The organism is Brevundimonas abyssalis TAR-001 (assembly GCF_000466985.1).
Lineage (GTDB): Bacteria > Pseudomonadota > Alphaproteobacteria > Caulobacterales > Caulobacteraceae > Brevundimonas > Brevundimonas abyssalis.
The window spans coordinates 38,113-49,633 of record NZ_BATC01000014.1 but is presented as its reverse complement, the minus strand read 5'-3'; the positions used below and the strand labels follow the sequence as shown (position 1 = coordinate 49,633).

General features: G+C 69.2%; 13 protein-coding genes, 1 tRNA gene and 1 pseudogene. 10 read left to right on the top strand and 5 right to left on the bottom strand.

Going from position 1 to position 11,521, the window contains the following annotated elements; genetic code table 11:
- A partial coding sequence (locus MBEBAB_RS05910) for an ATP dependent DNA ligase (protein WP_045318934.1) occupies positions 1–643 on the top strand: 643 nt, incomplete at its 5' end.
- Here the strand turns inward: MBEBAB_RS05910 and MBEBAB_RS05905 are convergent.
- Both MBEBAB_RS05905 and MBEBAB_RS05900 read right to left on the bottom strand, forming a co-directional pair.
- A complete protein-coding gene (locus MBEBAB_RS05905; RefSeq protein ID WP_021697031.1) occupies positions 640–966 on the bottom strand; it encodes a chorismate mutase in 327 nt (108 codons plus the stop codon). The two genes, MBEBAB_RS05910 and MBEBAB_RS05905, sit on opposite strands and share 4 nt — an antisense overlap.
- A gap of 42 nt (positions 967–1,008) precedes the next feature.
- The gene (locus tag MBEBAB_RS05900) at positions 1,009–1,824 is read right to left on the bottom strand and encodes a ferredoxin--NADP reductase (RefSeq protein WP_021697030.1); all 816 of its coding nucleotides are present in this window, start codon (positions 1,822–1,824) and stop codon (positions 1,009–1,011) included.
- A gap of 142 nt (positions 1,825–1,966) precedes the next feature.
- Between MBEBAB_RS05900 and MBEBAB_RS17950 the strand changes: the two genes are divergently transcribed.
- From MBEBAB_RS17950 to MBEBAB_RS05885, 4 genes are read left to right on the top strand one after another with little or no spacing between them, the layout of a single operon-like run.
- Positions 1,967–2,641: a DPP IV N-terminal domain-containing protein gene (locus MBEBAB_RS17950; RefSeq protein ID WP_277905835.1), complete on the top strand. Its 675-nt coding sequence runs from the start codon at positions 1,967–1,969 to the stop codon at positions 2,639–2,641.
- Positions 2,587–4,212 carry a S9 family peptidase gene (locus tag MBEBAB_RS17945; protein WP_277905834.1) on the top strand — a complete coding sequence of 542 codons (1,626 nt, stop codon included), beginning with the start codon at positions 2,587–2,589 and terminating at the stop codon, positions 4,210–4,212. The genes MBEBAB_RS17950 and MBEBAB_RS17945 overlap by 55 nt, the downstream gene beginning before the upstream one ends.
- Entirely contained in the window at positions 4,212–5,702 is a 1,491-nt protein-coding gene (locus tag MBEBAB_RS05890) for an amidase (RefSeq protein ID WP_045318936.1), read from the top strand. The genes MBEBAB_RS17945 and MBEBAB_RS05890 overlap by 1 nt, the downstream gene beginning before the upstream one ends.
- A gap of 32 nt (positions 5,703–5,734) precedes the next feature.
- Positions 5,735–6,016 carry a SemiSWEET family sugar transporter gene (locus MBEBAB_RS05885; protein ID WP_021697027.1) on the top strand — a complete coding sequence of 94 codons (282 nt, stop codon included), beginning with the start codon at positions 5,735–5,737 and terminating at the stop codon, positions 6,014–6,016.
- Here MBEBAB_RS05885 and msrC read toward each other — a convergent pair.
- Positions 6,013–6,504 carry a free L-methionine (R)-S-oxide reductase MsrC gene (msrC, locus tag MBEBAB_RS05880; protein WP_021697026.1) on the bottom strand — a complete coding sequence of 164 codons (492 nt, stop codon included), beginning with the start codon at positions 6,502–6,504 and terminating at the stop codon, positions 6,013–6,015. The two genes, MBEBAB_RS05885 and msrC, sit on opposite strands and share 4 nt — an antisense overlap.
- A gap of 253 nt (positions 6,505–6,757) precedes the next feature.
- Here msrC and MBEBAB_RS18295 point away from each other — a divergent pair, with 253 nt between their 5' ends.
- From MBEBAB_RS18295 to MBEBAB_RS05865, 4 genes are read left to right on the top strand one after another with little or no spacing between them, the layout of a single operon-like run.
- Positions 6,758–7,291 (top strand): hypothetical protein, encoded by a 534-nt coding sequence (locus tag MBEBAB_RS18295; protein ID WP_021697025.1) that lies wholly within the window; start codon positions 6,758–6,760, stop codon positions 7,289–7,291.
- Positions 7,252–8,253 carry a tetratricopeptide repeat protein gene (locus MBEBAB_RS05875; protein ID WP_021697024.1) on the top strand — a complete coding sequence of 334 codons (1,002 nt, stop codon included), beginning with the start codon at positions 7,252–7,254 and terminating at the stop codon, positions 8,251–8,253. The genes MBEBAB_RS18295 and MBEBAB_RS05875 overlap by 40 nt, the downstream gene beginning before the upstream one ends.
- Before the next feature lie 12 nt (positions 8,254–8,265).
- The gene (locus MBEBAB_RS17345) at positions 8,266–8,634 is read left to right on the top strand and encodes a hypothetical protein (RefSeq protein ID WP_021697023.1); all 369 of its coding nucleotides are present in this window, start codon (positions 8,266–8,268) and stop codon (positions 8,632–8,634) included.
- 25 nt (positions 8,635–8,659) lie between these two features.
- A complete protein-coding gene (locus MBEBAB_RS05865; RefSeq protein WP_021697022.1) occupies positions 8,660–9,766 on the top strand; it encodes a hypothetical protein in 1,107 nt (368 codons plus the stop codon).
- 59 nt (positions 9,767–9,825) lie between these two features.
- Here the strand turns inward: MBEBAB_RS05865 and MBEBAB_RS05860 are convergent.
- Positions 9,826–9,898 (bottom strand) — tRNA-Ile (locus MBEBAB_RS05860).
- A 195-nt stretch (positions 9,899–10,093) separates the two neighbouring features.
- Between MBEBAB_RS05860 and MBEBAB_RS05855 the strand changes: the two genes are divergently transcribed.
- Positions 10,094–10,888: an SIMPL domain-containing protein gene (locus MBEBAB_RS05855; protein WP_021697021.1), complete on the top strand. Its 795-nt coding sequence runs from the start codon at positions 10,094–10,096 to the stop codon at positions 10,886–10,888.
- 165 nt (positions 10,889–11,053) lie between these two features.
- Here the strand turns inward: MBEBAB_RS05855 and panD are convergent.
- Positions 11,054–11,409: pseudogene (panD, locus tag MBEBAB_RS05850) on the bottom strand (aspartate 1-decarboxylase).
- Positions 11,410–11,521 lie beyond the last annotated feature (112 nt).

The window sequence follows — 11,521 nt, the reverse complement described above, 5'->3', positions numbered from 1 at the left end:
CCTGCGCGGGCTGCCGTTCGCCGAGCGCCGGGCGCGGCTGGAGGCGTTCGTGGCGGCGGCGTCGGACCGTATCGACCTGTCGCCGATCCAGCCGTTCGGGTCGTGGGACGAGCTCGCCGCCCTGCGTCTCGCGCCGCCGCCCGGCGATCCCGCCATCGCCGAAGGCCTGATGCTGAAGCGGCTGGACAGCACCTACGAGGCCGGGCGTCCCAGGGGGCCTTGGTTCAAGTGGAAGCGCGACCCGCACCTGATCGACGCAGTGCTGATGTACGCCCAGCGCGGCCACGGCAAGCGGTCCAGCTTCTACTCCGACTTCACCTTCGGCGTCTGGGTGGAGGACGCGGACGGCGCCCATGTTCTGACGCCGGTGGGCAAGGCCTATTTCGGCTTCACCGACGAGGAGCTGAAGCAGCTGGACAAGTTCGTGCGCGACCATACCACCGACCGCTTCGGCCCCGTGCGCGCCGTGCGGGCGGACCGGGAGTTCGGCCTGGTGTTGGAGGTGGCGTTCGAGGGGCTGCAGCGGTCGAAACGCCACAAATCCGGCGTCGCCATGCGCTTCCCCCGCATCAGCCGCATCCGCTGGGACAAGCCGTCAAAGGAAGCGGACGAACTGGCGACGCTGGAACGGATGTTGGACTAGCTGCGGATGCGGTCCCACACCCCGAACTCGTGGGCGATGCACTGGGCGATCAGCTTGCGCCAGACGGGTTCGGCGATGGCGGGGGACAGGCCGGCGTCTTCCGACGCGGCCAGAACCTTGGCCACCACGTCCTCGATGCGCCAGTCGTCGTGGACCACATCGCGGCTCGGTTTGATGCGCGCGGCGGCCTCCATGTAGCGCTGCCGCTCGGCCAGCAGGGTCACCAGCGCGCGGTCCAGCGCGTCTACGCCCTCGCGCACCTGACTCATGTCGGCGCAGTCTTCGGGCGGGGTGCGAGGGTCGATGGAGATGAGCGCGGTCATGGCGCTGGCTTTAGGGGAGGGCGCCGCGCCCGCCAAGCCCGGTTAGCCCACGAAGGCCCGTTCCAGCACGAAATCGCCGGGCTCGGCGTTGGAGCCTTCCCTCATGCCGTAGCCTTCCAGCAGCTCGGCCGTCTCCTTGATCATGGCCATGGAGCCGCACAGCATGACGCGGTCCTTCGCCGGATCGAAGCCCTCTTCGAGGCCGAGATCGCGGAAGTAGTCGCCCGAACGGATGCGGTCGGTGATGCGGCCCGCGTTGTGGAACGGCTCGCGGGTCACGGTGGGATAGTAGGTCAGCTGGGCCCTGGCCTCGTCGCCGATCAGGGGGTCTTCGTGGATGCCGCCCTCGAAGAACGCGCGATAGGCCAGATCCTCGGCCTTGCGCACCGTGTGGGTCACGATCACCCGGCCGAAGCGGGAATAGGTCTCCGGCTCACGCGCCACCGACAGCCAGGGCGCCAGGCCGGTGCCCGTGCCGATCAGGTGCAGCCGCTCGCCGCCGGTCAGGGCGTCCAGCACCAGGGTGCCTGTGGGCTTCTTGCCCACCAGAACCGTGTCGCCGGGCTGGATCTTTTGCAGGCGCGAGGTGAGGGGGCCGTCGGCCACCTTGATGGAGAAGAACTCCAGCTCCTCGGCCCAGAACGGACTGGCCACCGAATAGGCGCGCACCAGCGGCTTTCCGCCCTCGGTGGGCAGGCCGATCATCACGAACTCGCCGGAGCGGAAGCGGAAATCCTCGGCGCGCGACAGGCCGAAGCTGAAAAGCTGGTCGGTCCAGTGTTTCACCCACAGCACCTCGGCCTCGTGATACGGGCTGGGCTTGGCGGGTTTTTCGGCGACGGCGAGGGTGTCGGTCATGGGGCTTCGACTTAAGCCCTTCGCCGAGGATGCGAAAGGTTCGCGGGCGCGACATTTTCTGCGGGGGACGGATACCCGTTCTTATTCCGCCGTCGGCGCGGAAACAGTTGTCACGGGGCGCTGAGCCGCTAGCTTGGCCGCCATGCGCACATTGCTTCTGGCCTCGAGCCTGCTTATCGCCCCGCCCGCCTTCGCCCAGTCGATTGATGCGGCCGCCCCGGTCTTGACCCCCGAGCGGGTTTTCGCTGACCCCAGCCTGAACGGCCCGGTGGCTCGGGGGGTCAGCCTGTCGCCGGACGGCGAGCTGGTGGCCTTCCTGCGCTCGCGCGAGGATGACGTGAACACCCTCGACCTGTGGGCCGCGCCCACCGGCGAGGGCGAACCCTACAAGCTGATCGACGCCCGAGCGTTGGTCCCGGAAGCCGGCGAACTGTCCGAGGCCGAGATCGCGCGGCGTGAGCGCATGCGCATCAGCCAGCGCGGGGTGGTGGAGTATTCCTGGGACGAGCAGGGCCGCTACATCCTGGCCCCGCTGGAAGGCGACATCTTCCTGGCCGACCGCAACGGCGAGGTGCGCCGCCTGACCGAGACCGAGGGCGACGAGATCGACGCCAAGGTGTCGCCGCAGGGGACGTGGGCCTCCTGGGTGCGCGACCAGAACCTGTACATCCAGCCGCTGGCCGGCGGTGACGAACGCGCGGTCACCACCGACGGCGACGGCCTGATCACCTGGCCACGGCCGAGTTCATCGCCCAGGAGGAGATGGACCGGGACACCGGCTACTGGTGGAGCCCGGACGAGGCCCGCATCGCCCTGACCCGCGTGGACGAGAGCACCGTCGACGTGATCCCGCGCCTGGACATCCAGGGCGGCGGCGCCACGACCATCCAGCAACGCTACCCCCGCGCCGGCCGGCCCAACGCCGTCGTCGACCTGTTCATCCATGACGTGGCCTCGGGCGAGCGGATCGAGGTGGATCTGGGCGACAACGACGACATCTATCTGGCCCGCGTGAACTGGTCGGCCGACGGCGGCACGCTGTATGTGCAGCGCCAGTCACGGGATCAGCAGACCCTGGACCTGCTGACCGTGGATCCGGCCACGGGCGAGAGCCGGGTCATCGTGACCCAGACCGACGACGCCTGGGTGGGCCTGACCCACGACTTCCGCGCGCTGGAGGACGGCCGCTTCGTCTGGTCCAGCGAGGAGGACGGCTGGCGGCATCTGTATCTGTACGAAGCCGACGGAACGCTGGTGCGCCAGATCACCGACGGCGACTGGGCGGTGAAGTCCCTCGACGGGATCAACGCCGAGACGGGGGAGGTGTTCTTCACGGCCTCCCTCGAGATCGCGGACGGCGTGGCGCGCGAACTGCCTATCGAACAGCGCCTGTGGCGCACCACCCTGGACGGTGGGGCGCCGACGCCTGTCACGTCGGACGGCGGCTGGTGGAGCGTGAGCATGAACGGGCCGGCGACGGCCTTCGTGGGCAACTATTCCGATCCGACCACGCCGTCGCAGAGCGGCCTCTACAGCGCCGACGGGACCTTCATCCGCTGGATCGAGGAGAACCGGCTGGGCGAAGCCCATCCCTACCACCCCTATCTCGCGCGCCACCGCACGCCGGAGTACGGCACGCTGGAGACGCCGGACGGGCATTCGCTGGTCTGGCAGATGACCACGCCCCATGATTTCGATCCGTCGCGGCGCTATCCGGCGGTGATCCAGGTGTACGGCGGGCCGTCGGGCGGCGGCGTGCGCCGGGGCTGGCAGCCCATGACCACGCGCCTTCTGAACGAGGCGGGCTATGTGGTCTTCCGCATGGACAACCGGGGCGAGGGCTATCGGTCCGCCGCCTTCAAGCGCGCGCTGTACCTGCGCATGGGCACGGTGGAGGTCGAGGATCAGGTGCTGGGCGCCGAGTATCTGCGCAGCCTGCCCTACGTCGACGCGGACCGCATCTCGGCCATGGGCTGGAGCTACGGCGGGTTCATGACCCTGCACATGCTGACCGAGCCGGAGATGGGGCTGGCCTCGGCCATTTCGGGCGCGCCGGTGACGGACTGGAGCCTGTACGACACCCATTACACCGAGCGGTTCATGTCGACGCCGCAGGCCAACGAAGCCGGCTACGCCGCCTCGGACGTGGTCGATCAACTGGACCGACTGACCGGGCGGCTGCTGCTGCTGCACGGCATGGCCGACGACAACGTCATCTTCGAGAATACCACCCGGGTGCTCAACGCGCTGCAGGAGCAAAGCGTCCCGTTCGAGACCATGCTCTATCCCGGCCAGCGCCACGGCATCCGGGGCAATCCGCGCCAACTGCACCAGTGGCGCACCTATCTGGACTTTCTGGACCGAACGATCGGAGAGAGAAGCGAATGATGCGCAAGGGGGCTGTTCTTGCGGCGCTGGCGGGGCTGGCCCTTTCGGCCTGTGCCACGTCGGGGCCGACGGGTCTGGAGGTCCGCGACCGGGCGACGGTGAACAGCGTGATCGCCTGGAGCCCGGCGGCCAGTGCGGCGAACTGGAACGCGGAGGCGCTGGATCGTTCGATTGTCGGCATGCCCATCCTCATCAAGGACAACATCGAGACCGCCGACATGCCCACCACCGCCGGGTCGCTGGCGCTGGTGAACAATGCGCCCGGGCGTGACGCGCCGCTGGTGGCGCGGCTGCGCGCGGCCGGGGCGGTGATCGCGGGCAAGGCCAATCTGTCCGAATGGGCCAATTTCCGCGGCGCGGACTCCATCAGCGGCTGGAGCGCCGTGGGCGGCCAGACGCGCAATCCCCATGCCCTGGACCGCAACCCCTGCGGCTCGTCCTCGGGCAGCGCGGCGGCGGTGGCGGCGGGGCTGGTCCCGGCGGCTATCGGCACAGAGACCAACGGCTCCATCGTCTGTCCCGCGGCGGCCAACGGCGTGGTGGGCTTCAAGCCCACGGTCGGTCTTGTGTCGCGCACCCACATCGTTCCCATCAGCGAAAGCCAGGACACCGCCGGGCCGATCACCCGCACGGTGGCGGACGCGGCCTTGATCCTGAGCGCCATGGCCGGGACCGACCCGGCCGATCCGGCCACGGCCGAGGCGGACGCCCGCCGCACCGACTATCGCGCAGCGCTGGACGCCGGATCGCTGGCGGGGGTGCGCATCGGCGTGGCGCGGTTCGCCTCGGGCTATCACAATGGGACCGACGCGGTGTTCGAGGCGGCGCTGGCCGACCTGCGCGCCGCCGGGGCCGAGCTGGTGGAGATCACCGAGGGGCCGGAGATGGGGCCCATCGGCCGGGCCCAGTTCACAGTGCTGCTGACCGAGTTCAAGGCCGGGCTGAACGCCTATCTGGCCTCGACCGACCCGACGCAGGTGCCCACCCGCACCCTGGCCGATCTGATCGCGTTCAACGAGGCGACGCCGCGCGAACTGGCCCTGTTCGGCCAGGAGTATTTCGTCCAGGCCGAAGCCACCGGCGGACTGGACGATCCTGAATACATCGAGGCCCGCGACACGGCCCGGCGTCTGGCCGGGCCGGAAGGCATCGACCGGCTGCTGGCCGAGCATGACGTGGTCGCCCTGGTCGCCCCCACGGGCGGCCCGGCCTGGCCCACCGATCCTGTTCTCGGCGACAATTTCACAGGCTCGTCCAGCACCCTGGCGGCCGTGGCGGGCTATCCGCACCTGACCGTGCCCATGGGCTTCGTGCAGGGCTTGCCGGTGGGGCTGTCGATCTTCGGCGCCCAATGGGATGACGCGCGCATCCTGTCTCTGGGCTACGCCTATGAGCAGCAGAGCCGGGCGTTCCGGGCTCCGGCCTTCCTCAACAGCGTCAACGACAATGAGGCGATCGCGCCTCTGTTGAGCCCCGCCGTCTCGCAATAGGAACCGCCCGTGCCCGCCGCCGTTGAGAGCCGGTGGAAAGCCAGCTCCTGATCAATGTCATCGGCACGGGCGCGGCCCTGTGCACCATCACCAGCTTCGTGCCGCAGATCATCAAGATCATCCGCGAGCGCGACGCCTCGTCGGTGTCGCTGCGCATGTACGCCCTGACGGTGTGCGCCTTTTCGCTCTGGACCATCTACGGCGTCATGCTGGGGGCCTGGCCGCTGGTGGCGGCCAACAGCATCTCCCTGACCCTGGCGGTCACGGCCCTGGTCTGCAAATGGCGCTTCCGGGACGGCGACCCGGAGGACTAGCCGAACACCTTCGCCATCAGACGTTCCAGCCATTCGGCGTCCACGGCGTCGAAGGCGGCCTTTTCGGTCGCGTCCACGTCCAGCACCGCGATCAGGGCGCCGGACGGATCGAGGACCGGGACCACGATCTCGCTGGCCGAGCGCGAATCGCAGGCGATGTGGCCGGGGAAAGCGTGCACGTCCTCGACGACCTGGGTGCGGCGCTCGGCGGCCGCAGCCCCGCACACGCCGCGTCCGAACGGGATGCGCAGGCATCCGAGCGTGCCCTGATAGGGGCCCACGACCAGTTCGGTCTCCCTGGCCGGGTCCACCACATAGAAGCCGGTCCAGAAGAAGGCCGGGAAGGCGTCGGCCAGCATCGACGACACTGTGGCCATGCGCGCGACACGATCCGGCTCGCCGTCCAGAACGGCCAGGATTTCGGCCTCCACCTCGGCGTAGCGGGCGGCCTTGTCGGCGGGGCGATTATCGCGGGCGGCGTAGGCCATGGGCTCTCCTGTTGCGCCCGGGATATAGGTCCACAGAAACCTTTGTGACAGCCCCCGTGCCCTCGTGTTTCACGCGAATAGCCAAGCCACTGATTCGCCTCATGAACGCATAATTTCGCCACCATCCGGCAACGCTTGAGCGAGCTTGACGTTAAGCTCTCGTTAACCTTGACAGAAGGTTAACTCGACCGGATCGTCCCGGTCGAACAGGGTTACGCGCGGGCCGCCAGGGTCCTCCAGTCAGCGGGGCGTTATGGACGATCACGACCACCCTGAGTCCAGAAGGCGTGGATTCGATCGGTTCAACCGCTCCGGCGGGGCCGGACCGTTGCCGTTCATCGCGGCGGCGGTGGTGGTTGTTCTGGCCATCCTGGCCGCGCTGATGCTGTCCGGCTTCGGGGACCGGGGGCTGCGGTTCTGGTCCCGCGGCGATCCGGCCTCGGCGGCGTGTCCGCGCCCGGCGTCCGTGACGGGCGCCGAGTTCAACGATCAGGAAGCCGGCATCCGCCGTCTGCGCCGTCTGGCGTTCCGGGGCGACTTCTTCGCCCAGCTGGAGCTGGGCGGGCGCTACGCCGCCGTGCGCGCCACCGACCGCAATCTGGAAGATCCGATCGAGAGCTCGGTCTGGTACGCCATGTCCTTGGCCAACACCGAGGCTTCGCCCCGATCAACAGCGCGCGCCGCGCCGGTCTCGGCTCGTGGCGGCCCCTGTCGGGCTATGACGACTGCCGCGCCTTCGAGCGGCGCGTGGCCTACCAGCGTCTGGACGCCCAGCTGTCGCGCATGACGCGCGAGGAACAGGAAGAGGTGCGCGACCGGGTCATCTATGTGCTGTCGACCCAGGACGCGGACGGTTACCGCACCTTGGCCCGTCTGCACGACGAACTCTACGGTCCCTTCGGCGAGCCCATCGACAACCGCGAGGCGCGCGCCGCCTGGGGCCAGGGCCATCGGCCCGGCGAGCCGCTGCGCGTGGGCCGCACGGGCCGTCATGCGGCGGTGAACCTGTTCCCGCGCAATGATGTGGATGCCTATCTCTACAACTATCTGGCGGTGCAGACCGGTGACGTGGGCGCCTATGTGCTGCTGCGCGACTTCGAGGCCTCGACGCCCGCCCGGTCGCGCTACGGCGCCTTCGTGGAGGCCAAGGCCCGCCAGTGGGTGCCGCCCTTCGAGTTCTATCCCAACGAGGCGCCGCGCTCGGGCGTGCCCCATTCGGATGAGAGCCGGTCACGGGGCGACGCCTATGACTACGCCCTGACGCGGATCACCGAACTCCCCTTCGTCCATGTGGGCCGCGCCCTGCGCTATCTGGGGGTCACCGACACCGTCGCCTCGGCGCCCAACGCCCTGTCCAGGCGGCAGGTGGAGACCCTGGAAGCCATGCTGGGCCATCCCATGGAGGGGCGGCTGTCCTATCAGGAGCGGCTGCGCGCCATCCAGCTGGCGGCGGTCAACGGCTCGTCGGAGGCCCAGCTGGTGCTGGCGGTCATGTATGCGGAAGGGGTCGGGGTGCCGGCCGACTACGCCCGCTCGTTCCACTGGTTCCAGGAAGCCGACCGCCAGGGCTCGCCCGAGGCCAAGTTCGCCATGTCCAGCTACTTCGCCCTGGGGGTGGCGGGGGTGGCCGATCAGGACAAGGCCGAGGCCGTGGTCTACCGCATCGAATCCGCGCTGTCGGGCTTCACCCCCTCAGCGTCCCGCCTGCAGGCCGTCCTGGCCCAGGTCTCGCGCGCGCAAAGCCGATAGAGGCGCTGGAAAATGAAAAAGCCCATCTTCACCCCCGCCCGCGTCACCCTCGCCGCCGCCGTCTCCGGCATGGCCCTGATCGGCCTGGCTGGGCTGGCGGATGGCCCGGCAAGCGCCCAGACCGCCGCCAAGGTGGAAAGCCAGACCCGGCCCAATTTCGGCATCCTGCTGGACCCGCCCACCCGCACCCGCGCCCGGCCCCAGCGCCGCTGGAGCTATGGCGATCACCGCCGCCGCTGGGATCACGGATACGGTCGCGGCCCCGGCTATCCGCCCCCGCCGGTGGCGAGCGAGCAGGTGGTGCTGATCGACTGCGGCGGCAATCCCGGCTCGGGCGGCTGGAGAACGCGGTGGCCCGCGTGGCGCCGGGCGGCACCCTGATCATCCGGGGACGGGCGGGCGCTGCGTGGGCTGGCTCAACATCGACAAGCCCATGACCATCATGGGCGACGCCGGCTTCGACCGCCGCGATTGGGACCGGTCGCCGTCGGCCACCATCCAGGCGCCCGACGGCCTGCCCTGCATGACGGTGGCCCAGGGGGTGCGCGTCGAGGTGCGCGACATCGTGTTTGAATCCCGCAACGCCGGCGAGGCGGCCTGCGTGGTGGGCTACGGCGCCCAGATGATCTTCGACCGCACCGGGTTCCGGCATGGCGGGGACGAACCGGCCATCTATGCGGACGGCGGGACGCTGGACATCCGCAACAGCGTCATCGAGGCCCACACCATCGCCCCGGCCATCGTCGCCGACGGCGCGGGCGTCACGGTCTATGAGGTGGACATCACCCACGCCCAGGCGGGCATGGAGCTGATCCCCGGCCCGGGCCAGACCGCCCAGCTGACCCGTGTGTCCATGAAGGGCACCGAGGCGCCGAACAATTTCGGCCCCCGCTCCATCGGCCTGATGATCCGTTCGGGCCGCGACTACGGCCGGGTCATCGTCGAGGGCTCGCGCATCTGCGGCTATGTGGAGGGTGTGGCCATCGAGGGGGCCTCGGTGGAGGTGCGCGACAGCCGCATCTGCCGCGCCGACAAGGGCGTGGTGCTCTACAACGGTGAGCTGGTTCTGGCCGACAGCCGCGTGCGCGCCGACACCCTGGGCGTGGCCGCCGCCTCGGGCCGGGCCGTCATCACCGACAACGTCTTCGTGGGCGTGCGTCAGCTGGTCTTCGCCGAGGATCGCGCCTCGGTCGAGGAGAACGGCAACCGGGTCTGGTCGCGCCACGACATCTGCCGGCCCCAGTTCCAGCCCCGCTACCGTGATCGCTACGCCTTCGCTCCGGCGCGGGGCCAGTCCTGGCAGTGCCAGTACGATCCCTACCCCCGCGACTGGTGGGCCCAGGACGACGGCTGGTACGGCGATCCCTATCAGGACTACGCCTACGGTCTGGACGGCTGGGACCGCTACAACCAGGGCTACGGCTGGTACGACCAGAACGGCCGCTACATCGACGACAGCCGCTATCTGGGCGACGCGCGCTGGAACCGGGGCGGCCGCCGCGGCATCTGGTAGGCGTCAGCCCAGGCGCGCTTCGCCAGGCGGCGGCGTCAAGCGGCCCGCAAGGCCGTCGGTAGGCGCGGAGGGACTCGAACCCCCAACCAGACCGTTATGAGCGGTCGGCTCTAACCATTGAGCTACGCGCCCGCCGTGGCGGAGCGTCTGGCTAGCAGGCCGGGCGGTCATGGGAAAGCCTGCAAGATTGCAGCGATGCGCGGCTGCATGAATGGAACCTGCACCATGGCGCCAAGCGTTCATTCAGATGCAAAAGGCCAAGGTTCGGCCACGGCTGGGGCGCACGCTCCCGCCGGACGCACAACAGGAAGCTCCGAAGGAGACATCATGCCCCGTTTTCCCGCCCGCGCCGTCGCCGTGGCCCGGCCCCGCCCGAACCTGCCCCTGATGCTGGGCGCCGCCGTGCTGGCCGCCGGCGCGGTCATGACCGCCGCCCCCGCCCTGGCCCAGCAGGCCCCGCCCGCCAACCAGACCATTCTGGTCCAGCCCGAGACCCCGACCCTGAACCTGTCGGCCCATGGCGAGGTGCGCGCCGCGCCGGACATGGCCAGCATCAATTTCGGCGTCATGACCGAGGCGACCACCGCCGCCGAGGCCATGGCCCAGAACCGCACCCGCATGAACGAGGTGATGCGCGCCCTGCGGTCCGCCGGGATCGAGGAGCGGTTCATCCAGACCTCGGGCCTGAACCTGTCGCCGCAGTATGACTATGTGCAGAACGAGCCGCCCCGCCTGCGCGGCTATCAGGCGTCCAACCGGGTCACCGTTGAGATTCGTGATCTGGAGCGTGTGGGCTCGACCGCCGACGCGGTGGTGAACGCCGGGGTCAACCAGATCGACGGCATCAGCTTCGGCCTGATCAACCCTCGGCAGGCCGAGGATCAGGCCCGCATGGCCGCCGTCCAGGCGCTGCAGGCCAAGGCCAATCTGTACGCCAATGCGCTCGGTGTGCGCCTCGCGGGCATCCGCAACCTGTCGGAAGGCGGCGGCTATGCGCCCCAGCCGCAGATGTTCGCCCGTATGGCGGCCGCGCCCATGGACAGCATGGAAAGCACCAGCGTGGCGCCCGGCGAGCTGACCATCCGCGTCAACATCAACGGTGTTTACGACATCGTGCGATAAGGCTACGCGCCAGACAACAAAAAGGCCCGCCGCCCGGCGGGCCTTTTCAATTGTGCATCAGGAACGCGCTCAAGCAGCGAGCGTCCGCGGCGCGAGCGTTAGCGCACCAAAAACGCGCTCAAGCAGCGAGGCGCCGCGCGCCGAGCGTTAGCGCACCAGGAATGATCAAGCCGCGTCCTTGATGTGGTTGCCGTCGTCCAGGAGCACCACATTGGGCGTGTAGTTGCGCGCCTGTTCGGCGGGCAGCTGGCCATAGGTGACGATGATCACCTTGTCCTTCTTCTGCACCAGACGGGCGGCGGCGCCGTTGACGCCGATGACGCGGGAGCCGCGCGGCGCCTCGATGGCGTAGGTGGTGAAGCGCGCGCCGGTGGTGATGTTCAGCACATCCACCTGCTCGTGCGGATAGATGTCGGCGGCGTCCAGCAGATCGCGGTCGATGGCGATGGAGCCTCGTAGTCGAGGTCCGCCTGGGTCACCGTCGCGCGGTGCAGCTTGGATTTCATCAGGGTGACCAGCATGGGGAGCTCCGGCCTCCTATGTCCGTGGGCGGGGGCACGTCCCCCGTTGGTGGCCCGCATATAGGGGTTTCGAAGCCCGTCTTCAATCAGGACTGCGGCGGTGCAGCATTGA

What these genes read in the sequence shown, in the direction of transcription:
- msrC (WP_021697026.1), bottom strand. Translation starts at nt 6,504, where the DNA reads ATGGCCTACGCCGCCCGCGATAATCGCCCCGCCGACAAGGCCGCCCGC.
- MBEBAB_RS05890 (WP_045318936.1), top strand. Translation starts at nt 4,212, where the DNA reads ATGCGCAAGGGGGCTGTTCTTGCGGCGCTGGCGGGGCTGGCCCTTTCG.
- MBEBAB_RS17945 (WP_277905834.1), top strand. Translation starts at nt 2,587, where the DNA reads ATGGACCGGGACACCGGCTACTGGTGGAGCCCGGACGAGGCCCGCATC.
- MBEBAB_RS18295 (WP_021697025.1), top strand. Translation starts at nt 6,758, where the DNA reads ATGGACGATCACGACCACCCTGAGTCCAGAAGGCGTGGATTCGATCGG.
- MBEBAB_RS05900 (WP_021697030.1), bottom strand. Translation starts at nt 1,824, where the DNA reads ATGACCGACACCCTCGCCGTCGCCGAAAAACCCGCCAAGCCCAGCCCG.
- MBEBAB_RS17950 (WP_277905835.1), top strand. Translation starts at nt 1,967, where the DNA reads ATGCGCACATTGCTTCTGGCCTCGAGCCTGCTTATCGCCCCGCCCGCC.
- MBEBAB_RS17345 (WP_021697023.1), top strand. Translation starts at nt 8,266, where the DNA reads ATGAAAAAGCCCATCTTCACCCCCGCCCGCGTCACCCTCGCCGCCGCC.
- MBEBAB_RS05855 (WP_021697021.1), top strand. Translation starts at nt 10,094, where the DNA reads ATGCCCCGTTTTCCCGCCCGCGCCGTCGCCGTGGCCCGGCCCCGCCCG.
- MBEBAB_RS05905 (WP_021697031.1), bottom strand. Translation starts at nt 966, where the DNA reads ATGACCGCGCTCATCTCCATCGACCCTCGCACCCCGCCCGAAGACTGC.